General features: G+C 54.1%; 19 protein-coding genes and 3 pseudogenes. 18 read left to right on the forward strand and 4 right to left on the reverse strand.

Features of this window, described 5'->3' with window-relative positions:
• On the reverse strand, window positions 1–263 hold a 263-nt coding region (locus tag OGV38_RS01030), incomplete at its 3' end, for a transposase (protein ID WP_286472854.1).
• Between the two features lie 142 nt (window positions 264–405).
• Between OGV38_RS01030 and OGV38_RS01035 the strand changes: the two are divergent.
• The 15 genes and pseudogenes from OGV38_RS01035 to OGV38_RS01105 all read left to right on the forward strand — a co-directional run.
• Window positions 406–885 (forward strand): annotated as a pseudogene (locus OGV38_RS01035) (aldo/keto reductase); the annotation flags it as partial.
• Window positions 882–1,265, forward strand: a pseudogene (locus tag OGV38_RS01040) (fimbrial biogenesis chaperone); the annotation flags it as partial. The pseudogenes OGV38_RS01035 and OGV38_RS01040, both read left to right, overlap by 4 nt.
• Before the next feature lie 55 nt (window positions 1,266–1,320).
• Window positions 1,321–3,606 carry a fimbria/pilus outer membrane usher protein gene (locus OGV38_RS01045; RefSeq protein ID WP_181500331.1) on the forward strand — a complete coding sequence of 762 codons (2,286 nt, stop codon included), beginning with the start codon at window positions 1,321–1,323 and terminating at the stop codon, window positions 3,604–3,606.
• A 13-nt stretch (window positions 3,607–3,619) separates the two neighbouring features.
• Window positions 3,620–4,588 (forward strand): Csu type fimbrial protein, encoded by a 969-nt coding sequence (locus OGV38_RS01050; protein ID WP_181500330.1) that lies wholly within the window; start codon window positions 3,620–3,622, stop codon window positions 4,586–4,588.
• A gap of 321 nt (window positions 4,589–4,909) precedes the next feature.
• A complete protein-coding gene (locus OGV38_RS01055) occupies window positions 4,910–6,184 on the forward strand; it encodes a Glu/Leu/Phe/Val family dehydrogenase (RefSeq protein WP_016153352.1) in 1,275 nt (424 codons plus the stop codon).
• 325 nt (window positions 6,185–6,509) lie between these two features.
• A complete protein-coding gene (gene dhaK / locus OGV38_RS01060) occupies window positions 6,510–7,580 on the forward strand; it encodes a dihydroxyacetone kinase subunit DhaK (protein ID WP_016153353.1) in 1,071 nt (356 codons plus the stop codon).
• 11 nt (window positions 7,581–7,591) lie between these two features.
• Entirely contained in the window at window positions 7,592–8,224 is a 633-nt protein-coding gene (gene dhaL, locus OGV38_RS01065; RefSeq protein ID WP_016153354.1) for a dihydroxyacetone kinase subunit DhaL, read from the forward strand.
• A gap of 10 nt (window positions 8,225–8,234) precedes the next feature.
• The gene (gene dhaM / locus OGV38_RS01070; RefSeq protein ID WP_016156772.1) at window positions 8,235–9,665 is read left to right on the forward strand and encodes a dihydroxyacetone kinase phosphoryl donor subunit DhaM; all 1,431 of its coding nucleotides are present in this window, start codon (window positions 8,235–8,237) and stop codon (window positions 9,663–9,665) included.
• 171 nt (window positions 9,666–9,836) lie between these two features.
• The gene (locus OGV38_RS01075; RefSeq protein ID WP_016153356.1) at window positions 9,837–11,549 is read left to right on the forward strand and encodes an alpha,alpha-trehalase; all 1,713 of its coding nucleotides are present in this window, start codon (window positions 9,837–9,839) and stop codon (window positions 11,547–11,549) included.
• A 208-nt stretch (window positions 11,550–11,757) separates the two neighbouring features.
• Window positions 11,758–12,780: an ABC transporter substrate-binding protein gene (locus tag OGV38_RS01080; protein ID WP_016156773.1), complete on the forward strand. Its 1,023-nt coding sequence runs from the start codon at window positions 11,758–11,760 to the stop codon at window positions 12,778–12,780.
• Between the two features lie 26 nt (window positions 12,781–12,806).
• On the forward strand, window positions 12,807–13,766 hold the full coding sequence (locus OGV38_RS01085) for a FecCD family ABC transporter permease (RefSeq protein WP_369707202.1): 960 nt from the start codon (window positions 12,807–12,809) through the stop codon (window positions 13,764–13,766).
• A complete protein-coding gene (locus tag OGV38_RS01090; RefSeq protein ID WP_131346189.1) occupies window positions 13,763–14,524 on the forward strand; it encodes an ABC transporter ATP-binding protein in 762 nt (253 codons plus the stop codon). Before OGV38_RS01085 ends, OGV38_RS01090 begins: the two co-directional genes overlap by 4 nt.
• Window positions 14,525–14,533: 9 nt before the next feature.
• Window positions 14,534–15,346, forward strand: a complete 813-nt coding sequence (locus OGV38_RS01095) for a class I SAM-dependent methyltransferase (protein ID WP_016156776.1) — start codon at window positions 14,534–14,536, stop codon at window positions 15,344–15,346.
• Window positions 15,343–16,200, forward strand: coding sequence for a ModD protein (modD, locus tag OGV38_RS01100; RefSeq protein ID WP_286472856.1), 858 nt, complete (start codon window positions 15,343–15,345; stop codon window positions 16,198–16,200). Before OGV38_RS01095 ends, modD begins: the two co-directional genes overlap by 4 nt.
• A gap of 23 nt (window positions 16,201–16,223) precedes the next feature.
• Window positions 16,224–18,194, forward strand: coding sequence for a TonB-dependent receptor plug domain-containing protein (locus OGV38_RS01105; protein ID WP_016156778.1), 1,971 nt, complete (start codon window positions 16,224–16,226; stop codon window positions 18,192–18,194).
• A gap of 41 nt (window positions 18,195–18,235) precedes the next feature.
• On the opposite strand, the gene OGV38_RS01110 is transcribed toward OGV38_RS01105, so the two are convergent.
• On the reverse strand, window positions 18,236–18,490 hold the full coding sequence (locus OGV38_RS01110) for a GlsB/YeaQ/YmgE family stress response membrane protein (protein WP_016153363.1): 255 nt from the start codon (window positions 18,488–18,490) through the stop codon (window positions 18,236–18,238).
• A gap of 200 nt (window positions 18,491–18,690) precedes the next feature.
• On the opposite strand from OGV38_RS01110, the gene ycgR reads away from it, so the two are divergent.
• The gene (ycgR, locus tag OGV38_RS01115; protein ID WP_181500328.1) at window positions 18,691–19,425 is read left to right on the forward strand and encodes a flagellar brake protein YcgR; all 735 of its coding nucleotides are present in this window, start codon (window positions 18,691–18,693) and stop codon (window positions 19,423–19,425) included.
• A gap of 11 nt (window positions 19,426–19,436) precedes the next feature.
• Here ycgR and emtA read toward each other — a convergent pair whose 3' ends face one another.
• On the reverse strand, window positions 19,437–20,048 hold the full coding sequence (gene emtA, locus OGV38_RS01120) for a membrane-bound lytic murein transglycosylase EmtA (protein ID WP_016153365.1): 612 nt from the start codon (window positions 20,046–20,048) through the stop codon (window positions 19,437–19,439).
• Window positions 20,049–20,146: 98 nt separating this feature from the next.
• On the opposite strand from emtA, the gene ldcA reads away from it, so the two are divergent.
• Both ldcA and OGV38_RS01130 read left to right on the forward strand, forming a co-directional pair.
• Complete coding sequence (gene ldcA, locus OGV38_RS01125; RefSeq protein WP_019076960.1) at window positions 20,147–21,061, forward strand: muramoyltetrapeptide carboxypeptidase; 915 nt, start codon at window positions 20,147–20,149, stop codon at window positions 21,059–21,061.
• A gap of 97 nt (window positions 21,062–21,158) precedes the next feature.
• Window positions 21,159–22,898 carry a potassium/proton antiporter gene (locus OGV38_RS01130; protein WP_016153367.1) on the forward strand — a complete coding sequence of 580 codons (1,740 nt, stop codon included), beginning with the start codon at window positions 21,159–21,161 and terminating at the stop codon, window positions 22,896–22,898.
• Here the strand turns inward: OGV38_RS01130 and OGV38_RS25035 are convergent.
• Window positions 22,830–23,000 (reverse strand): annotated as a pseudogene (locus OGV38_RS25035) (hypothetical protein); the annotation flags it as partial. The gene OGV38_RS01130 and the pseudogene OGV38_RS25035 sit on opposite strands and share 69 nt — an antisense overlap.
• Between the last annotated feature and the right edge of the window lie 5 nt (window positions 23,001–23,005).

A 23,005-nucleotide genomic window follows, 5' to 3' on the forward strand; every position in this document is an offset into this window, starting at 1 on the left:
ATTGAATCTACAGCGGCTTTTTTTAATATGTCCCGTTCGTCAGTAACCCGCTTCAGCTCTTTCTGGAGACGGCGGATCTCGGTCTGAGCATCTGACTGTTCTTTATGAGTGGAGGAATCCGGCCCGTACTTCTTTATCCAGGCGTAAAGGCTGTGGGTGGTGATATCGAGACGTGTTGCAACGCTGGAAACAGAATAACCACGATCAACAACCTGTTTGACTGCTTCAATTTTAAACTCTTCGGGATAACGCTTACCGCTCATGGGCACCTCTCTTTAAGCCATCTTAAATGACTCTGAGGTGTCTGTTAAACCCGTGTCGATTCACCCTAGCTAATTACCCCATCTAATCGAATAAATAACTTTGCGTTATGCTTTTCCTCGACAACAGCCAAAGGATAACGTCATGCAAACTGTAAAACTGAACAACGGTATTGAAATGCCCCTGCTGGGCTTTGGTGTGTTTCAAATGTCTGATGCCGCTGAATGCGAAAGAGCCGTGATTGATGCCATCGACACGGGATACCGCCTGATCGATACCGCCGCGTCTTACCAGAATGAAACCCAGGTTGGGAACGCTCTGAAACAAAGCGGTATCGCCCGTAACGAACTCTTTGTAACGACCAAGCTGTGGCTGCAGGATACTCATTACGAAGGCGCTAAAGCCCAGTTCGAACGCTCCCTGAATCGTCTGCAACTTGATTATGTTGACCTGTATCTGATTCACCAGCCTTACGGTGATGTCCATGGGGCATGGCGTGCCATGGAAGAATTACAACAGGCAGGAAAAATTCGCGCCATTGGCGTCAGCAACTTCCATCCTGACAGACTGGCCGACCTTATCGCCTTCAACAACGTTGCCCCTGCGGTAAACCAGATTGAAGTTATCGGTTATCGATAGATGAGTTACCGCCTGCAAAAGTAGAAAAAAATAAGCTTCAGTTTGTGCTGCATTATTCCGTCCCCGTTTTCATTCAACCAACATCAGCGGCGCAAACGCAGGCAAAATTGCAATGGAAATTACAACAGCTTGATGGCAAAAAATTTATTGAAGTGAGTAACCAGGGAAATGGGCATGCACAATTATCTGCTGCAACATTTATAAGCCCTGACGGTGCTAAAAAAGTTATTACGCCCGGACTGTTAGGCTACGTTTTACCCGGCTCAACAATGCGCTGGATAGTCTCCCCGTCGGCCAGTAATACTCATGATGGCGGGAAAGTTGAAGTCACAATCAATGGCCAAAAAACAGTACAAGATCTGTAACAGATCCTGGCTTCTGGTGAAATATTGCTTTCTCAATGGAGTATTAATATCGGGAATGGTTTGCGCACAAACGCTGAATAATAACCAGAACGAAGATGGTGTTATTAATGGCGCAGCGCAGCTCGTGGGGGTCAATTTGTATCTCGACGTCACCTTAAATGGGAATCCCCTTGGGCTGGTGCATTTGGGTTACGATAATGGAAAGCTCTATGCTGGGGCAGATACCCTGCGAAAAATGGGCTTTCGCTTTGCGCCTGACGCCACTCACGCCGTCTGCCTGAACGATATCCCCGAGCTAACGATTGACTATAACGTTCAGTTGCAAACGCTTTCGCTTACTGCGCCACTCAGTTCACTCGATCTTGCGACCACGCAGCTTAACTCCCCCGTAGAGACCGCGCCGACGGCGACAACATCACGCGGAGGGCTGCTCAATTACGATATCTATACCCAACAGGGGGATGAAAGCGCAATAAATACCTTCAGCGAACTACGCGCTTTCAATGCTGCAGGCGTGCTCAGCACCACCCAGTTGACGCAGTATTCCACCGAGGAAAATGCGGATAACAGCGTTGAGCGACTCGATACCAGCTGGCGTACGTCATTTCCCGAAACGATGCTGGCGGTAACCGTTGGCGATACCCTGACCAGTTCACTTATCTGGTCCCGGCCGACGCGTATCGGCGGCATTCAGATAGGAACCGATTTTGGTTTGCGGCCCTATATGCCAACCACCCCGCTCCCTGCATATCTTGGCTCCGCGACGTTGCCGTCAAACGTTGAGCTGTACGTCGACGGCGTCAGGTACTACAACGGAGAAGTCCCCGCGGGTAGCTTTCAGATCAACACAATGCCGAACATCAGCGGCGCGGGAACGGGTCAGGTAATGATGACGGATGCGCTGGGCAGAACGAGCGTACAAAATTTTTCGTTCTACAACGATCAGCAACTCCTGCGGGAAGGATTAACTGCCTGGTCTGCAGAACTGGGTACAGTGCGCGAAAACTATGGTTACTCCTCTTTTGATTATGCCAGCGCACCGGTACTGAGCAGTACATGGCGTCGGGGGTTTAGCAATACGTTCACCGCCGGGACTCACGCTGAAACCAGCGATGGACTGATTAACGCGGGCTTCAGTAACGACTGGATCCCAGGCACCCGCAGCGGCACGTTTTCGACCTCAGTTGCCGCAAGTACCGACTCAGGAAAGAACGGTTTTCTGTACAGTTTTGGTTATCGTTGGTCCGGCGAACGGTTTAATTTCAGTACCAGTACGACGGCCACTTCCGGCGATTATCGTGATGTCGCCACCCATTATGGCGAGCCGCCACCGACGCTTAACAGCAATACGGTCATTGGCTATTCGCTGGAAGCTGCCGGTAATGTCAGCCTGAGTTACCTGCAGTTTCGTTATCCGCACGAAAATGCGGTGCGCTACGCCAACGCCAGCTGGTTCAAATCGATTACCGACAACATTTCACTGAATGCCGGATTCAACCAAAACATCGACGATAACCGCGATCGCAGTCTCTATTTGATGGTGACAATGACCACTGATAATAATCTAAGTGCCAGCAGCACCCTACAACACACCAATGATGAGACCGGCTACCAGCTCAACGCCAGCCTGACGCCTCCTGCCGACGGCGGCTGGGGCTGGAATCTGGCCGCCAGTCAGCAGGCTTCCCGGCAAAGCGGTCAGGGAGAAGTGGGATATCTGGGGCGTTATGGTAAAGCGTACGCGGGATTCAGCCGTTTACCGGATAACCATTACGGCTACGCAGGCGCCACCGGATCGCTTGTTACCATGGGAGGCGGCCTGTTTGCAGCACGTGAAATCAACAATGGCTTTGCCGTCGTATCAACTGACGGCGTTCCTGACGTCCCGATTAAATTACAAAATAACCTGATTGGTCGCAGCGACGACCAGGGGCTATTGCTGGTCACGCCGCTGAACAGTTATCAAAAAAACCTGATCAGTATTGACCCAATGGATCTCCCCGCCAATATGCGGATCGCGCGCGTTGAGGCGAATGCAACGCCTGCCGATCGTTCCGGTACATTGGTTAGCTTTGGCATTACCCCGGTACGCGCTGCGCAGGTCATCCTCGTCGACAATCAGGGTAAACCCATTCCCGAAGGCAGCATGGCATACGCTATCAACGAAACAGGACAATCGTCTGTCGTTGGTTTTGATGGGATGACCTGGTTCGACACGCTGGAACAGCACAACGCGCTACGCGTTGAGACAGACACCGGCAGTTGTCGCGTGCAATTTGACTATCCCGCTTCCGCAAAAGGGATTGTGCAAATAGGTCCACTGGTTTGCCGGCCACACTAACAGGAGTGCGCTCATGAGGTTAAGGCATCTGTTACTCATCGCAGCCGTACTCTTTTGTCCGGCGATTAGCCATGCCGTAACCTGTTCGGTGAGTAATGTGCAACCCATAAATTTGGGCTCAGTCAATCCGCTGTCTGCAACAGGCGCAACGTCATCAATGACGTTCAACTACACCTGCACCAAAGAGCTTGGCGACGCGCTGGCAGGGATCAACCTCTGTTTTAATATTGGCGCCTCAGCCGTCAGTGGCCAGGTGACACCTCGAAATATGTCATTAAACGGAACACCTGCCAGAACGCTGGCATACCAGCTTTACCAGGATGCCGGACACACCAAAGTCTGGGGGAGTCAGTATCAGTCGGGAACAACTTTTCCAATGGTACAGCTTAACCTGCTGAATCTGACGCCAGTGACGGGCTCACTCACGGTATCAGCGCAGATTGTCACGCCACAAACCTCAGCGGTCCCCGGAAGCTATCAGGATAGCTATACGGCGGCGACAGCCCTTGTCACCCTCAATCCTGGATTGCTTTTCCCGCCGACCACCTGTGGCGATACCGTTGCCGCCAGACTTCCCTTCACCGTATCGGCGACGGTCAGCAAACAGTGCAATATCACCTCTGCAACCAATATTAGCTTTGCGCCCGCCGGGGCGACCGGGCGTAACCTAACGGCTTCAAATACCGTGGGCGTAGCATGTTCCAATAACACGCCTTACACCATCGGACTTCAGCCCTCTAACGGCAATACGGCAGGCAGCAGCGTGATGGCCGGCACGGGGTCAAATACGGACAAGGTCCCCTACCAGCTTAGCTCGACGCCGGGGCCGTCCGGTACGGTTTGGGGCAATTCATCGCTCAATACCGTCGCGGGCAACGGTACGGGAACCACCACCACCTACCCGGTTTACGCCACCGTTCCCAGCGCGAACTACACGCCTGACAATTATGCTGATACCGTTACCATCGCCGTGACCTACTGACCCCAGCTTAATCGCAATAAAGCAAATACATTTTATTATCATATTATTTACTTTTAGAGGTGCGTCATAAATCTGACAAATTGCGATTTTTATAAATCATGCATATTAAATTATCCAGTCAGCAAAATAACCGAAATATCCGCACAATCAAAGAATAACTATTCACTTCTCAGCTAAAGCCCACACGCTTCATGCCGATAAACCGTGTTAGCCGGACAGGCCATTCCATGAAATAAATGTTAAATTTAGGTTCATATGGTGTGATTCACTGTATACCACGGCCAAATTAAGAACATATTACTTTTATAACTAAGGTTTATCATGGATAAGTTATCTTACGCTTCAGATAGCAGCACATCTGCCTGGAATACCTACCTGCAACAAATCGAGCGTGTGGCCCCTTACCTGGGCGAACTTTCCCATTGGGTGGATACCCTGCGCCACCCAAAACGCGCGCTGATTGTCGATATCCCGGTGCAGATGGATGACGGTACTATCCGTCATTTTGAAGGGTATCGCGTGCAACATAACCTCTCCCGCGGGCCAGGCAAAGGCGGTGTGCGTTATCATCCTGATGTTGATCTTAATGAAGTGATGGCCCTGTCCGCATGGATGACCATCAAATGCGCAGCGTTGAACCTGCCGTACGGCGGTGCGAAAGGTGGCGTGCGCGTCGATCCGTTCTCGCTTTCCGAAGGTGAACTGGAGCGTTTAACCCGCCGTTATACCAGCGAAATCGGCATTATCATCGGGCCGCAGAAAGACATTCCTGCGCCGGATGTGGGGACTAACGGAAAAGTAATGGCCTGGATGATGGATACCTACTCCATGAACCACGGCACCACCGTGACCAGCGTGGTCACCGGTAAACCTATTCACCTCGGCGGCTCGTTAGGCCGTGATAAAGCCACCGGTCGTGGTGTTTTCGTCAGCGGTCTGGAAGTGGCGCGTCGTGCCAACATCGACGTTGAAGGCGCTCGCGTAGCGGTGCAAGGTTTTGGTAACGTCGGCAGCGAAGCCGCCCGCCTGTTCGCGGCAGCAGGAGCACGCGTGGTCGCGATTCAGGATCACACCGCAACGCTGTTTAACTCAACGGGTATCGACATGGCCGCGTTGTCTGCCTGGCAACTGGAGCACAAACAGATTGCCGGTTTTCCGGGCGCTGAAACCATTGCCAGCGAAGCCTTCTGGAGCCTGGAGATGGATATTCTGATCCCGGCCGCGCTCGAAGGCCAGATCACCCGTCACCGCGCGGAAACGCTTACCTGTAAACTGGTACTCGAAGGCGCTAACGGCCCAACCTATCCGGATGCCGACGACGTTCTGGCAAGCCGCGGTATCGTGGTTGTCCCAGACGTTGTTTGTAACGCCGGCGGCGTAACCGTCAGCTACTTCGAATGGGTTCAGGACATGGCTAGCTTCTTCTGGAGCGAAGAAGAGATTAACAATCGCATGGACAAAATAATGACCGATGCGATGGTACACGTGTGGGAAAAAGCGGCAGAGAAATCCTGCTCACTGCGTACGGCAGCCTACATTGTTGCCTGCGAACGCATTCTGTTGGCACGTAAAGATCGCGGAATTTATCCGGGCTAACGCCGAAATCGACCTTGCCTACAAACCACCTGCTCTGCAGGTGGTTTGTTTTCCCTAAACACCCGTGAATCAGCTTCCCGGCCAAATACGGCCCAACCTCTCATTTTCGCTGTTTTATGCACCATGACGTTCCAATACGGAACATTATTATGTTGCTACGTTTCGTATTGAAACGCCCATTACAGCAATTTTCTTTTGCCAACCCGTGTGCAAAATTACCTTATCGGCAGCGAGCAGTCGCCGTGGCGTTGTATAACCCGATACCCTACATCAGATGCCTGCCCGAATCTGGCAGCCATCCAGGACTGTCTGCGGAGCATAAATAATGAAAAAATTGATTAACCGTGTTGAAGACGTACTGACTGAACAACTCGCCGGACTGGCGAAAGCGTATCCTTCCCTGGCACTGCATCAGGATCCGGTATATGTCACCCGCGCAGATGCGCCGGTAATGGGCAAAGTGGCGCTGCTTTCCGGCGGCGGCAGCGGACACGAGCCTATGCACTGCGGCTATATTGGTCAGGGCATGCTCTCTGGTGCCTGCCCGGGTGAAATTTTTACCTCACCCACGCCGGATAAAATGTTCGAATGCGCCATGCAAATTGATGGCGGCGAAGGCGTACTGCTGATCATCAAAAATTACACCGGCGATATTCTTAATTTCGAAACCGCCACCGAGCTGTTGCATGAAAGCGGCGTCAAAGTCACCACCATGGTAGTGGATGACGACGTGGCGGTGAAAGACAGTCTGTATACCGCCGGTCGTCGTGGTGTGGCGAATACCGTATTGATCGAAAAACTGGTCGGCGCTGCCGCCGAACGCGGTGACTCACTGGAAGTCTGTGCGGCGCTGGGTCGTAAACTGAATAACCAGGGCCACTCCATTGGGATAGCCATTGGCGCCTGTACCGTTCCGGCCGCCGGACAACCGTCGTTCACGTTGCAGGATAACGAAATGGAGTTTGGCGTGGGTATCCACGGGGAACCGGGCATTGACCGCCGCACCTTCACTTCCCTCGATCAGACCGTTGATGAAATGTTCGATACCCTGCTGGAAAACGGCAACTACAGCCGTACGCTCCGCCACTGGGACAACGTTCAGGGCGCGTGGCAGGAAGGCAAAGAAAGCAAACGCGCGTTGCAAAGCGGCGATCGCGTCATTGCGCTGGTCAATAATCTCGGTGCGACGCCGCTGTCAGAACTCTTCGGCGTGTATAACCGCCTCGAAAGCCGTTGCCAGGACGCCGGCATCGTCATTGAGCGCAATCTGATCGGTTCTTACTGTACCTCTCTGGATATGACCGGCTTCTCAATCACCCTGTTACAGGTGGATGACGACACGCTGAGCTTATGGGATGCACCGGTTCACACCCCTGCTCTCAACTGGGGTAAATAAGGAGATACATGATGTCCCTCAACAGAACACAAATTGTTAACTGGCTCTATCGCTGCGGTGAGATCTTCACCACCGAAAGTGATTTTCTCACCGGTCTTGATCGGGAAATTGGTGATGCCGACCACGGTCTGAACATGCACCGCGGCTTTAGCAAAGTCGTCGAAAAGCTGCCGTCCATCGCCGATAAAGACATTGGTTTTATTTTGAAAAACACCGGCATGGTGCTGCTCTCAAGCGTCGGGGGGGCCAGCGGTCCACTGTTTGGTACCTTTTTTATCCGCGCCGCCCAGGTGACCCAGGCTCATCAAAGCCTGACGCTTGAGGAGTTGTATCAAATGATTCGTGATGGCGCAGAAGGTGTGATTAGCCGCGGTAAAGCTGAACCTGGCGACAAAACCATGTGCGATGTCTGGCTGCCGGTAGTGGAATCTTTACGCCAATCCTGCGAGCAAAAGCTGAGCGTACAGGCGGCGCTGGAAGCGGCAAGCCAACAAGCGGAAGCAGCAGCGCAAAGCACCATCACCATGCAGGCCCGCAAAGGCCGCGCCAGCTATCTCGGTGAGCGCAGCATTGGGCATCAGGATCCCGGCGCAACGTCCGTAATGTTTATGATGCAAATGCTGGCTCAGGCGTCCAGAGAGTAAGGATAAAGCGATGGTAAACCTGGTTATTGTTTCTCACAGCGCCCAGTTGGGCGAAGGCGTCGGCGCGCTAGCCCGGCAGATGTTAATGGGTGATGGATGCAAAATCGCTATTGCCGCAGGCATTGACGATCCTGAGAATCCGATTGGTACCGATCCTATCAAGGTGATGGAAGCCATTGAGTCCGTGGCCGATACGGATCACGTGCTGGTGATGATGGATATCGGTAGTGCGCTACTGAGTGCGGAAACCGCGCTGGAACTGCTCGATCCGGCCATTGCCGCCAAAGTACGTTTGTGCGCCGCGCCGCTGGTCGAAGGCACGCTCGCCGCAACGGTTAGCGCTGCCGCAGGTGCTGACATCGAGCGGGTCATCTGTGATGCCATGAATGCCCTCGACGCCAAATGTGAGCAACTGGGTTTACCTTCGCCATCTGCAGCAAAGCCGACATCTGCCGAATTCGCGCCCGATGCAGATGCTCATTCAGTGGCCATTGTGGTGAAAAACCCAAACGGCATTCATGTGCGTCCGGCTTCACGGCTGGTTTCCGCGCTGTCTGGCTTTAACGCCGATATGTGGCTGGAGAAAAATGGCAAGTGCGTCGTCCCTGATAGCCTGAATCAGATTGCCCTGCTGCAGGTACGCTGTAACGACACGCTGCGCCTGATTGCCAAGGGCGAACAGGCAGAGGATGCACTGGCCGCATTCAAACAGCTGGCGGCTGAGAATTTTGGTGAATCGCTCGAGCCCGCGCATGCTGATACCGTGGTGACGAAGGTTCCCTCACAGGTCACGGGGACGGCATTCTGTTACACACCGTTCTCACCACAGGTAAGCCAGCAGCCTGTAGCCTCACTCCAGATTGAGCAGCAACGGTTACGGGTCGCTATCCAAAGCACGCTGAACGACTTAAGCGAGCTAACCGCGCTTGCAGAAGAGAGATATTCCGCAGATATCGCCGCTATTTTCTCCGGTCACCACACGCTGTTGGACGATCCGGATCTGTTCGATATGGCTTGTGATCTAATGCGTGAAACGCAGTGCAGCGCGGCCTGGGCCTGGCATCAGGTGCTGAGCGATCTCAGCCAGCAGTATTTACAGCTCGACGATCCTTACCTGCAGGCGCGATACATCGATATTGAAGATTTGTTGTCTCGTTCACTGCAGTATTTAACGGGAGAGACTGCACAAATTCCCGCGTTCATCCGCCCCACTATTTTGGTCGCGGAGGTCATCTATCCATCTACGGTGCTGCAACTCGATCCGAAGACCATCAAAGGCATCTGCCTGCGGGACGGGAGCGAAGCGTCCCACCCGGCGATTATCGCCCGTGCAATGGGGTTATGTTGGTTATGTCAGCAAGGCGAGGCCATCGAGAGTATCACGATGGGTGATACCCTGACCCTTGACAGCGTGGCCCAGCGGATAACCCGCGCGGACTGATGTCGGTTGCACGCCCTTTGCCGACAAAGGGTGTGCATCTTTTCGATTCGCGTCGGGAAATGTCTGTTTATTCGCAAAATGGGGCGTCGATCACGCGCAACGGTCGATCCTGAACTAAGGTTTTCTCATGGTAAATGCCGCTGCTTCGGCACACCCTAAGGAGATTAACCGATGATAACGCCTGCAACTCGCCATCCAGGCCTGCTCTCTGTTGCAATAAAACTGACGCTCGCAAGCACCTTTTTTGCCCTTTCCTCTTTTGCCGTCAACGCCGAGGACGCGCCAACCGCAACGCCTCAGCCGCCTGATATTTTGCTTGGCCCACTGTTTAACGATGTACAAACGGCCAAACTGTTTCCTGACCAGAAAACCTTTGCTGACGCCGTCCCTAACAGCGATCCATTAATGATCCTTGCCGATTACCGGATGCAGAAAAATCAGTCCGGATTCGACTTACGTCATTTTGTGGAAGTGAATTTCACCTTGCCGAAAGCTGGCGAGAAATACGTCCCTCCAGCCGGGCAATCGCTGCGCGAGCATATTGACGGACTGTGGCCGGTACTCACTCGTTCGACAACCGACGCTGAAAAATGGGACTCTCTGCTGCCGCTCCCGGAACCGTATGTCGTGCCTGGCGGGCGTTTTCGCGAAATATATTATTGGGACAGCTATTTCACCATGCTGGGGCTTGCCGAGAGCAATCACTGGGATAAGGTCTCCGACATGGTGGCAAACTTCGCTTACGAGATTGATTCCTGGGGGCACATTCCTAACGGCAACCGCACCTACTATCTGAGCCGTTCTCAACCGCCATTCTTTGCCTTTATGGTGGAACTGCTGGCGCAGCATGACGGGGATGACGCGCTGAAAAAATACCTCCCGCAGATGCTCAAAGAATACACCTACTGGATGGAAGGCGTCGAAACGCTCCAGCCCGGTCAGCAGAATAAGCGCGTGGTTAAACTGGATGACGGCACCATTTTGAATCGCTACTGGGATGACCGCGATACGCCGCGGCCAGAGTCTTGGGTGGAGGATATCGCCACAGCGAAAAGCAATCCGAACCGACCGGCCACAGAAATCTACCGCGACCTGCGTTCTGCCGCCGCGTCGGGTTGGGACTTTAGTTCCCGCTGGATGGATAACCCCAATCAACTAGGCACCCTACGCACCACCAGCATTGTTCCAGTCGATCTCAATGCGTTGATGTACAAAATGGAAAAGATGATCGCCCTCGCCAGCAAGGCCGCCGGGGATAATGCCAAAGCTGCACAATATGAAGGCTTCGCTAATGCCCGACAAAAAGGGATCGAAAAGCACCTGTGGAACGACAAAGAAGGCTGGTATGCCGATTACGATCTGAAGAGCCACAAAGTACGTAACCAACTCACGGCCGCCGCCTTGTTCCCGTTGTATGTCAATGCAGCAGCAAAAGATCGCGCCAGTAAAGTGGCCGCGGCAACCCAGGCGCATTTGCTGCAACCCGGCGGCCTGGCCACCACGTCAGTGAAAAGCGGCCAGCAGTGGGATGCTCCCAACGGCTGGGCCCCGCTCCAGTGGGTCGCCGCATCGGGATTACAGAATTACGGTCAGGATAACGTCGCCATGGACGTGACCTGGCGATTCCTCACCAACGTGCAGCACACCTACGATCGTGAGAAAAAGCTGGTTGAAAAGTATGACGTGAGTAGCACAGGCACTGGCGGAGGCGGCGGCGAATATCCGTTGCAGGATGGTTTTGGCTGGACCAACGGCGTAACGCTAAAAATGCTCGACCTGATCTGCGCCAAAGAAAAGCCCTGTGACAGCGTGCCCGCATCGCGCCCGGCCCCGGCAAGTACCACGCCAGTCGAGCCTAAAAAACAGGCTCAGCCGACGTCTTAATGCCGTTACCTGAAGCGTTTTACTCCCCGAATCCGCGCTGCGTCGCGGATTTTTTCAGGCTTATATTTCGCCATTCCTGTTGTCTCTACGCCATCTAGCCCTTATGGGGTATTCCGGGTTTTCATCCGTGAGAAATTGATTCTGAACATGTTTTTATTCGCTGTATATGTAAATATATAGCGATTTTATCACCTTCAGGATAACAATTATGCCACTGACAAGACGGATGTTTGCCCAGCTTGTGGCATCTGCACTGCTGCTACGCCATCTTCCCGCCTTGGCTCAAACGCCGCTAACCGTTGCCGTTGGAGGCCACCCAGCGCCAGAGGCGACCCAACGCGTGGTCAGCGCAGGCGCACCCGCCGACATGCTGCTGCTGGCCGTCGCGCCGGAAAAACTGGTTGGTTTTTCATCCTTTGATTTTTCTCGTCAGACCGCCATCCCGTTTCACGAAGACATTCGGGCTTTACCGAAACTGGGCAAGCTGGCGGGGCGCGCCAGCACACTCTCGCTTGAAGCGCTACTGGCGCTTAAACCCGACCTGGTGATTGACTGCGGCAATGCCGATGAAACCTGGCTTTCTCAGGCCAGACAAGTGAATGCGCAAACGCAAATTCCCTGGCTGCTGATTAATGGCGAACTGCGGCTCAGCCCGCAACAGCTACTCGCGGCAGGTGAAGCGCTGGGAGTCGCAACACGGGCCAGGACTCAGGCCAAACTGGCCCAGCGTTTTATTGATGAAGCCCTCGCGTTTTCACACTCTCCCGCAGCAAAGCTGCGTTTTTATGCCGCGCGCGGCGCCCGCGGACTTGAAACAGGATTACAAGGTTCATTGCATACCGAAGCGGCAGAACTACTGGGATTACACAATGTGGCGCAAATTCCTGGGCTGCACGGGCTGGCGCAGGTTTCAATGGAAAACCTGTTGAGCTGGCAGCCCGATATTATTCTGGTACAGGATGCGATTACGGCACAGTACCTGCGAGAAGATCCCGTCTGGCAAGGAGTCAAAGCGGTTGCCGATCGGCGCATTCTGTTTCTCAGCGGCCTGCCGTTTGGCTGGCTGGACGCGCCTCCCGGCATCAATCGTTTGCTGGGGTTACGCCGTCTGCATGCCTGGCTTGATCCACAGGTTGAAGCGGGCTTTAAAACCGATATGCAGCGCTACAGTGAACTGTTCTGGCACACCACGTTAAGCGACGCACAGTATCAACAACTGGTGAGCGTCTGATGAAAACATCTACCCTCGGTTTTCTGATGATTACGACGGTGGTGCTTTGCGCGAGCATCGCCGCGGTGTCGGGTGCTTATCGCCTCGATGCACAACAGGTCGTGGATCTTATTGCGGGCAGGGATGGCGTCCCGATGCAGGACAAAATCGTCTTCTGGCAAATCCGACTGCCGCGCATTCTGGCTGCATTGTTACTCGGCGCAGCGCTGGCTGGCGCAGGAACCACTTATCAGGGAATGTTCCGTAACCCACTGGTTTCGCCGGATATCCTCGGCGTGGCGGCCGGTGCCGGTTTGGGCGCCTGTACGGCAATCCTGCTGGGGCTACCAATCCTGTTTATTCAGCTGTATGCGTTCACTGGCGGTTTGTTAGTGGTCGCCGGTGTCTGGCTGATTACCCGGCGAGTCAAGCGTCACGATCCGGTGTTAACACTGGTGCTGGTCGGGATTGCGCTGGGTACGGTCTGCGGTGCGGGAATTTCGCTCATCAAAACGCTGGCCGACCCGTATACCCAACTTCCGTCGATCACCTTCTGGCTGCTCGGCGGTTTATCGACAATTACTCTGCACGATCTGTGGTTCTCAGCACCGCTGATCCTTGCTGGACTGGTCCCGTTATTGCTGTTGCGCTGGCGCATGAACCTGCTCACCCTGTCGGATGATGAAGCCCGATCGCTTGGGATCAACGTCTCCCGACTGCGGCTGGGACTGATCGTCTGCGCAACGTTAGTCACCGCCTGTACCGTCGCCATTGCCGGCATTATCGGCTGGATTGGACTGGTGGTGCCGCACATCGGCAGACTCCTCAGCGGGAATAACCACCAGCAGTTACTGCCGGTGTCCATGGGGATCGGCGCCATTTTACTCCTGCTCACCGACACCCTCGCCCGCACGCTGAGCCGCACGGAAATCCCGCTGGGGATCCTGACTGCATTTATTGGCGCACCGTTCTTTTTGCTGCTTTTGCTGCGGGGAAACCGCCCATGACGCTATTACTCGTGCGCCACGCGTCGCTGGGATACCACAGTAAACAACCCGTGTTACGCGATATCTCCTTTCAGGTTTCGCCCGGTTCTGTCTGTTGTCTGATTGGTGCTAACGGCAGCGGTAAAACCACCCTGATGCGCACCATTCTCGGCGTTCTTCCGCCACTTCACGGTGACATTCTGCTTGATGGCGTCGCGGTGAATCATCTCAGCGATCGGGAACGCGCCGCAGCCATCGCCTGGGTTCCTCAGGCGCACGACGGCGCGTTTGCCTTCACCGCGCTGGACATGGTGATGATGGGACTGGCCCCGCAACTGGCGGCATTTGCGGTTCCCGGCGCTAAAGAGCGTGAAATTGCGCATCAGCAACTGGCGATGCTGGAGATTTCTCACCTGGCACTTCGACGCTGGAACACCCTGAGCGGCGGCGAACGGCAACTGGTGTTGATCGCTCGCGCGCTGGCGCAACGTCCGCGTCTTTTATTGCTGGATGAACCCGCATCCAGCCTTGATTTTGGGCATCAAATCCGTCTGCTCGACACGCTGGTGACGCTGAAAAATTCCGGTATGGCCCTGCTGATGTCGACCCATCACCCGTTGCACGCCCGGGCAATCGCCGACAGCGTGGTACGGGTTGAACCAAACGGCGAGGTGTCGCAGGGTCTGCCTGAACATCAGCTCGCCGCCGACCGCCTGGCCGCGCTGTATCGCGTTACACCGTCACAAATTACCCACCATCTTTATGGTTCACTCAATTAAGGAATATTCATGCTCATTGACGACATTGATTTTGCCGATCTTTACCGTAAGCAATTACAGCTGGCGAACAGAACCGAGAAAAAGCCGGAGCACTGGGACAAACGTGCGGAAAAAATGGCGGAGAATTGCGCCTCATTAACCGACAGCTATCTGTTGCAACTGCTGGGGAAAATCGACCTGCAAGGTGCAGAGTCGCTGTTTGATATGGGTTGCGGCCCCGGTACAGTCTCGCTGGCGCTGGCTAAAAAAATGCCAATAATTTACGGCGTAGATTACAGCCAGGGAATGCTGAGCGTAGCTGCCCGCCGCGCCGCACAAATGAACGCCCGTCACGTACAATGGGTGCAACGAGCCTGGGAAGAGCACTGGGATGATTTACCCCAGTGCGATATCGCCGTCGCCTCGCGCTCCACGCTGGTTGCCGATATGCGCCAGGCAATGAGCAAGCTGAATAATCAGGCCCGGCTGCGGGTTTATACCACCCACCTTGTCAGTTCATCTTTCGTTTCTCCCACCATTCAGCGCGCACTTGGCCGCGAAGTGATTGAACTGCCCAACTATATCTATGCGCTTAATGTTCTGTATCAGATGGGGATCCACGCGCATGTTGATTTTATCCGCGGTCCCAACTGTCAGCAGGACAACAGCACCTGGACGCGTTTTCTGGAAAACGTGCGCTGGAGTATGGGTGAACTGAGCGCCGACGAGGTCGAACGTCTGGAAAACTGGTATCAACAGCAGGATCCACGCGCTATTGCCCCCGCCAGCCGTGACTGGGCGCTTATCTGGTGGGACAGCATCCCGCGGGAGGCGCTGCGATGATCTACTTTTCGCAGGCGCAAACTGACGCGCTGCTGCTGGAAGATATTCAGGGCGGCGATCTGACCACCCGCGCGCTGGGTATCAGCGCCCAACCAGGCGTCATCGAGTTTAACCATCGCCAGGGCGGATGCGTTAGCGGTACCGCTGTTGCCAGACAAATGCTGACGTCATTGGGATTAACCGTCACCGATATTTTGTCTGATGGCGAACGGGCGAACGCCGGACAGCGACTGATTCGCGCACACGGACCGGCGGCGGCGCTGCACCAGGGCTGGAAAGCGGTACAAAATGTACTGGAGTGGAGCTGCGGCGTGTCGGGCTATCTCGTCGAGATGCTGAGCATGCTGCATCAACGCTATCCCGATGGGCAGATTGCCTGCACCCGCAAAGCCATTCCCGGTACGCGTTTACTGGCGACTCAGGCAATACTTGCCGCCGGGGGCATTATCCATCGGGGAGGATGCGCCGAAACGGTACTGCTGTTTGCTAATCACCGCCGTTTTCTTACCAACCCAAACGACTGGACAGGCGCGATTGCGCGCTTACGCAGCCATGCGCCAGAAAAAAAGATCGTGGTCGAAGCGGATACGCCAGATGAGGCATTGGCCGCCCTACGCGCCGCCCCTGATGTCCTACAACTCGACAAATTTACCCCCGAGCAGGCGGCAGAAATTGCCCGTCAGGCCCCTGCTCTGGCCCCCCATTGCACGCTGGCACTGACCGGCGGCATTACCCTCGCCTCGCTGGCGGGTTATCTCGACTGCGGTATCAGACTCTTTATCACTTCCGCGCCTTACTACGCTCCACCTGCGGATATCAAAGTGAGCCTGAGCCCGGACGCACGTGGCCTATAACATCAAAAAATGGACTAAAAATAATGAATTTCAACAAAAGTTGTCTTTACACAGCCCTGTCGTTTGCTTTCGCGCACAGTGCTTTTGCTGGGCAGGAAAGCGAAAACATGACCGTCTGGTCTAGTCCGGTCTCCGCGGCAACCACCACGGTTCTCGGCCAGGAAACGATACAACAGCTGGATAAACAGAACGTGGCGCAGGCGCTGAGCGTCGTCCCCGGCGTCGTGCTGCAAAAGTCAGGCAACCGCAACGAGCAACAGGTAAAAGTGCGCGGATTTGACAGCCGTCAGGTTCCCGTCTTTTTTGACGGCGTGCCGGTGTACATCCCCTATGACGGCAACCTCGATTTAGGCCGTTTTCTGACATCCGATATCGCTTCGGTTGAAGTCTCCAAAGGCTACTCGTCTCTGTTGCAGGGGCCAAACCAGATGGGCGGTGCCATCAATATCACTACAAAAAAACCGACCAAACCGCTTGAAGGCAGCATTGGCTATCGCCAGGGCTGGAGTCGCAGCAAAGACAACGCCCACGATATGCACGCTTCATTTGGCGCCAGTAACGATCTCGGCTATATCCAGCTCAGCGGCAGTCAGTTGAAGCAGGATTTTCTTGGATTACCGCATGGCGTGGACAACCCGGTTGCGGGCAGTCACGGCAAGATGATCAACTCTTCCGCTGATGACAAGCGTGGCATCGTGAAGCTGGGCTTTACCCCTCGTGGAGATGATGAATATGTGCTGACCTATATAAATCAGGACGGTGAAAAAGATAATCCACCGTACGCCGGAACCAGCAGCCAGAAATCACGCTACTGGCAATGGCCACAATACGATAAAGAGAGCTATTACTATCAGGGAACCACGCATCTGGGCGACCGTTTTACTCTGAAAAGCCGTCTGTATCGCGACACCTTTGAAAATACGTTGATGATGTACAACTCGCTGGCCGATCTGAAAAATAAGAAAGGCAGCTACAGCCATTATTCGGACTATAGCGATGGGGCTGGCCTGCAGCTCGCTGCGGATATGCGAGAAAACGATCTGCTCTCTTTCGCCGTGAACTGGAAGGACGATGTTCACCGCGAGAAAGGCGCACCGAATGCGGCTTACGACCGCTACGAAGACCGCACCTGGTCCGTGGCCAGTGAATACCAGTGGGCTGCGGCGGATAATGTCGATGTGGTGGCGGGAATAAGCTATGACTGGCGAGACAGTCTGGAAGGTATGAAGCACGAGAAAAACGGCAGCGTCACGCACTACGATGACAACAATCAGTCGGCCTTTAACTGGCAGGTGATGACCAAATACCACTTTGAAAATTCAGACACATTAGCGCTGTCTTACTCTGACAGAACGCGTTTCCCAACGTTAAAAGAACGCTACACGACCTCGAAACCGGCCTATAACCAGGTAGCCCTGGTCAATCCACAGCTTAAACCGGAGCGCGCCCGCAGCGTGGACCTGACATGGAATGGTTCACTTAGCCAGAACTGGGGATTCGAAGCCAGCGTGTATTACAACCGCATCAGCGACGCGATTCTTTCGCACAATATTGATGCCGATACCATCCAGAATCAGAACAGTGGTCGGGTGGATTACACCGGCCTGGATGCAGGCGTTAAAGGTAAAGTTTTTAATATGCTGGACGTCGGGCTGAGCTACGGCCTTATTCATGCGGACGCCAAACGCAGCGATATCGGTAAGATTACCGATCTGCCGACGCAAACCCTGACCGCCTGGATGACGCTGAAACCGTGGGAGCCACTCAGCATTACGCTGTCCGAAGAGGCCCGTTCGTCAAGCTATAGCAATACCGACGGCTCGCAGAAAGCCGCTGGTTTCGCCATTACCCATTTGCGCGCTGATTACGCCATTGGCCACGGGTTTAGCGTTAACGCTTCGGTCAATAACCTGTTCGATACGCAGTACGTTTACAGTGAAGGATTTATTGAAGAGGGGCGTAATTACTGGGCGGGTATTGAGTATCAGTTCTGACTTAACAATGCAGAAAAACGGCCCCGTCAGGGGCCGTTCGATTAATCTCGTCGTACAAGCCGAAAGACACCCAACACAACAATCGCGCCGACCACGGCCACCAGGAAGCTGTGGAGATTAAACCCGCTGATATCGCCGCCGATACCGAACATCGTAGCCAGCCATCCACCGACCACAGCACCGATAATACCGAGAATGCAGGTCAGGATAAATCCACCGCCATCGCGCCCCGGCATAATCAGTTTGGCGATAACCCCCGCAATCAGACCAAAAATAATCCAGGTAATAATTCCCATTTCCAGGCCCTCTTTCCAGTGAACGCACGCGCAAGACATTCTTGCGCCAGCACGTTAAGTATAGGCAAGCCATCGCTACGTGCTTTTTCCCTCAGACTTAATTCATTGGGTTTGGTAAAAAATTTCATCCATTTGTATTAAGTTCCGTTGATTGATGCCGATAATCCAACGATAAACCAGGCATCCAGGAGTCATTAGGTGTGAGTAACTACAATGAGCAGTTCCTGAAGCAAAATCCGTTAGCGGTGTTAGGCGTACTCCGGGACTTAAATTCGCAGCAGGTTCCGCTGCGTATCTCCTGGTCAGGTGGCCAGTTCATCAGCAAAATACTGGCGGTCAGCCCGGACGAACTGATCATGGATTTTGGTAGTCAGGAATATGAAAACCAGGCCGTGCAGCGAGCCAATCAAATTACGATTATCGCCGAAACGCAGGGAGCCAAAGTGGAGTTCACCCTGCCACAGCTGAAAAAAGGCGAATACCAGCGGCTACCCGCATTTATCTCATCATTGCCGCCATCTCTGTGGTTCGTCCAGCGTCGGGAATATTTCCGTATCGGTGCTCCACTGCATCCCCCCTATCGCTGCACGGTAAAAATGCCGGATAACAGCACGCTGTGTTTTCGCTTATTCGATTTGTCTCTTGGCGGTATGGGCGGGCTGTTAGAAACAGCAAAACCAGAGGGACTGGTAGAAGGCATGCGCTTTTCACAGGTTGAACTGAACATGGAGCAATGGGGAGTGTATCAGGTGGACGCCCAGCTAATTTCCATTAGCGAACGCAAAGTTATCGACGGGAAAAACGAAACAATTACCACTCCCCGCCTGAGCTTTCGTTTTCTCAACGTCAGCCCGGCGGTGGAGCGTAACCTACAGCGGATTATTTTTTCCCTCGAGCGCGAGGCCCGGGAAAAGTCGAATAAGGTGCGCGATTAGCATCACCTGAATTACATCACATCCAGCGCTTGTTGAAGCTTCCAGATATAGCGCGGAGCCTGCGGCGCCGGATGATTATCCGCAACATGTTCAATAAATTCATCCGGGCTGAGATCGTTTATCTTATTAATGGCTTTTTTCCTGTCGGAGGAGAACGTTCGCAGCAGCGCGCCCGCACCGTTGGCGTACGATACCACCAGCGCATATTGCATCACCTGCGGATCTTCGATCCCGGCCAGCGGCCCGGTCTCAAGAATGCTCAGGTATGCGGCCCCCATCGAGATATTGCGCTCAGGATTTTTCAGCTCGCTGGTTGACGGCTCGCCACTCCACCCCATGCGACGATAAACATCACGCCCTGACGTAGAGGCTTTTAACTGCATCAGGCCAATCGCATTAGACTTACTGACCGCATTCGGATTTCCACCTGATTCAATGGCGATGATCGCGGTAATCAATTGTGGACTGACACCCCAGGCCGCACCGGCTTTTTCGCTGATCGGCATCCATTGCATTGCGCGTTTAACCGGAACTTCAGCATTCCACGGCGGATTTTTGTAATCCTGTTTTGAACTACAGCCCGCAAGTAATACAACCAAAAAAGCAAACCATCTCAATTTCACGTCATCTGTCCTTATAGCCGGAACCTGTCGCTGAGGTGACAACGACATACCTACGCGGCATGATATACATTTGGTTTTAGTTGTAGCAAGGAAATGCCATGTCCCGGTTTCACTTAATTGCCCCGTCGGGCTACTGTATCAACCAGCAGGCTGCCTTACGCGGGCTGGCGCGTCTTACTGAGGCCGGTCATCAGGTCGACAATTCAGCGGTCATTGCGCGCCGCTGCCAGCGTTTTGCGGGTACAGAAGCAGAACGGCTTGCTGATGTGAACGCGCTCGTAAATCTGAACACGCCCGATACCATTGTGATGGCAGTACGCGGCGGCTATGGCGCGAGCCGTTTACTGGCAGATATTGACTGGCAGGCGCTGGCGAACCGTCAGCAACACAACCCACTGCTGCTGTGCGGACACAGCGATTTTACCGCAATCCAGTGTGGTCTGCTGGCGCAGGGGAATGTGATTAGCTTCAGCGGCCCGATGCTGGCGGCTAACTTTGGCGCCGAGGAGATGAACGCATTTACCGAGCACCATTTCTGGCAGGCTGTTCGCAATGCCCAATTTACCCTCGAGTGGCAAGGTAACGGTCCGGCATGTGCGACCGAAGGTACGCTATGGGGCGGAAATCTGGCGATGCTCATTTCTCTGATGGGCACGCCGTGGATGCCCGCTATCGAAAACGGCATTTTGGTGCTGGAAGACATTAACGAGCATCCTTTTCGCATTGAACGCATGCTGCTGCAACTGTATCACGCAGGAATACTGGCCCGACAAAACGCCATTATCCTCGGCAGTTTTAGCGGCAGCGCACCTAATGATTACGACGCGGGTTACAGTCTTGACTCAGTTTGTGATTTTCTACGCGCCAGGTTATCGGTTCCGGTGATCGACGGCCTCGATTTTGGTCATGAACAACGCACCGTCACCTTGCCGTTGGGAGCCAGAGCGGTACTGAAAAATGATAAAAACGGCGCTCAGCTCACCTTAAGTGGGCATCCGGTACTTAAATCGTAAAAAAAGCGGTTAACAGGGCTAAGTAAAACGCTGTTTCTGTCGTTATTATGTTAGGGTTTATAAATACGAAACAGCGTAATTCAGGAGTAACCGAACGTTGGATGCCGCAGCAATAATTAGCCTTTTTATTTTGGGTTCCGTACTCGTCACCTGCAGTATCTTACTCAGTTCATTCTCATCACGTCTTGGTATCCCTATTCTGGTGATATTTCTCGCTATCGGTATGTTAGCGGGAGTCGACGGCGTGGGCGGTATTCCTTTCGATAACTACCCTTTCGCCTATATGGTGAGTAACCTGGCGCTGGCGGTTATCCTGCTCGACGGCGGGATGCGCACCCAGGCCAGCTCATTTCGTGTCGCGTTAGGCCCGGCGCTGTCGCTGGCGACCGTCGGGGTGCTGATAACCTCCGGACTCACCGGCATGATGGCCGCGTGGCTGTTTCATCTGGATCTTATCGAAGGACTCCTGATTGGCGCGATTGTCGGTTCAACCGATGCCGCGGCGGTTTTTTCCCTGCTCGGCGGCAAGGGGCTTAACGAGCGTGTTGGCTCTACGCTGGAAATTGAATCCGGGAGTAATGACCCGATGGCGGTGTTTTTGACCATCACGCTTATCGCCATGATTCAAAATCACGAGACCGGTTTAAGCTGGATGTTTGCAGTGCATATTATCCAGCAGTTCGGCTTAGGGATCATACTGGGTCTCGGTGGGGGCTACCTGCTTCAGCAAATGATTAACCGCATTTCACTGCCTGCCGGGCTTTATCCGCTATTGGCCTTAAGCGGTGGGATCCTGATTTTTGCCCTGACCACTGCACTGGAAGGCAGCGGTATTCTGGCGGTCTATCTATGTGGTTTCCTGCTGGGTAATCGCCCCATCCGCAACCGATTTGGCATTCTGCAAAACTTCGACGGTCTGGCATGGCTGGCGCAAATCGCCATGTTCCTGGTGCTGGGACTGCTGGTTACGCCGTCCGACCTGCTGCCTATCGCGATACCTGCGCTGATTTTGTCTGCATGGATGATATTCATTGCCCGTCCGCTGTCGGTCTTCGCCGGACTGCTGCCGTTTCGTGGCTTCAATCTGCGCGAGCGCATTTTCATCAGTTGGGTGGGCCTGCGCGGTGCAGTCCCCATCATCCTCGCCGTGTTCCCAATGATGGCGGGTCTGGAGAATGCGCGCCTGTTCTTTAACGTCGCGTTCTTCGTGGTTCTGATCTCGCTGCTGTTTCAGGGAACGTCGCTTTCCTGGGCCGCCAAAAAAGCCAAAGTGGTGGTTCCTCCCGTCGGCTGGCCCGTTTCGCGCATTGGTCTGGATATTCATCCGGAAAACCCCTGGGAGCAGTTCGTTTATCAGCTCAGCGCGGATAAGTGGTGTGTAGGAGCCGCACTGCGTGACCTGCATATGCCGGAAGAGACGCGAATTGCCGCCCTGTTTCGTGACAACGTGCTGTTTCACCCATCCGGCAGTACGCGGCTGCGTGAAGGCGATGTTCTGTGCGTCATTGGTCGTGAGCGCGATCTCCCTGCTCTCGGCAAGCTGTTTAGCCAGTCGCCGCCGGTATCGTTAGACCAGCGCTTCTTCGGTGATTTTATTCTCGAGGCCAGCGCAAAATATGCCGATGTGGCACTGATTTATGGCCTGGAAGATGGCACAGAGTATCGTGATAAACAGCAAACGCTGGGTGAAATTGTCCAGCATCTGCTTGGCGCCGCGCCGGTCGTCGGTGACCAGGTTGAATTTGCTGGCATGATCTGGACGGTTGCTGAGAAAGAAGATAATGCGGTGCTGAAGGTCGGTGTTCGCGTTGCTGAAGATGAGGATGAGGCGCGTTGATGCTTTTTGCCGGGCGGCGGCAGCGCTTTGCCCGGTTTGCGCTCTGCGTCGCATAAACGGTGTAGCCGGATGAAACGCATCAGCGTCGACATCCGGCTTCATATACG

The sequence above is a fragment of the Citrobacter sp. Cb080 genome (assembly GCF_030334745.1).
Lineage (GTDB): Bacteria > Pseudomonadota > Gammaproteobacteria > Enterobacterales > Enterobacteriaceae > Citrobacter > Citrobacter braakii.

Coding starts and splice junctions, on each gene's coding strand:
- OGV38_RS01090 (WP_131346189.1), top strand. CDS start 13,763: ATGACGCTATTACTCGTGCGCCACGCGTCGCTGGGATACCACAGTAAA.
- OGV38_RS01055 (WP_016153352.1), top strand. CDS start 4,910: ATGGATAAGTTATCTTACGCTTCAGATAGCAGCACATCTGCCTGGAAT.
- OGV38_RS01075 (WP_016153356.1), top strand. CDS start 9,837: ATGATAACGCCTGCAACTCGCCATCCAGGCCTGCTCTCTGTTGCAATA.
- dhaM (WP_016156772.1), top strand. CDS start 8,235: ATGGTAAACCTGGTTATTGTTTCTCACAGCGCCCAGTTGGGCGAAGGC.
- modD (WP_286472856.1), top strand. CDS start 15,343: ATGATCTACTTTTCGCAGGCGCAAACTGACGCGCTGCTGCTGGAAGAT.
- OGV38_RS01095 (WP_016156776.1), top strand. CDS start 14,534: ATGCTCATTGACGACATTGATTTTGCCGATCTTTACCGTAAGCAATTA.
- OGV38_RS01110 (WP_016153363.1), bottom strand. CDS start 18,490: ATGGGAATTATTACCTGGATTATTTTTGGTCTGATTGCGGGGGTTATC.
- OGV38_RS01080 (WP_016156773.1), top strand. CDS start 11,758: ATGCCACTGACAAGACGGATGTTTGCCCAGCTTGTGGCATCTGCACTG.
- dhaL (WP_016153354.1), top strand. CDS start 7,592: ATGTCCCTCAACAGAACACAAATTGTTAACTGGCTCTATCGCTGCGGT.
- OGV38_RS01085 (WP_369707202.1), top strand. CDS start 12,807: ATGATTACGACGGTGGTGCTTTGCGCGAGCATCGCCGCGGTGTCGGGT.
- dhaK (WP_016153353.1), top strand. CDS start 6,510: ATGAAAAAATTGATTAACCGTGTTGAAGACGTACTGACTGAACAACTC.
- OGV38_RS01105 (WP_016156778.1), top strand. CDS start 16,224: ATGAATTTCAACAAAAGTTGTCTTTACACAGCCCTGTCGTTTGCTTTC.
- OGV38_RS01050 (WP_181500330.1), top strand. CDS start 3,620: ATGAGGTTAAGGCATCTGTTACTCATCGCAGCCGTACTCTTTTGTCCG.
- ldcA (WP_019076960.1), top strand. CDS start 20,147: ATGTCCCGGTTTCACTTAATTGCCCCGTCGGGCTACTGTATCAACCAG.
- OGV38_RS01045 (WP_181500331.1), top strand. CDS start 1,321: ATGGTTTGCGCACAAACGCTGAATAATAACCAGAACGAAGATGGTGTT.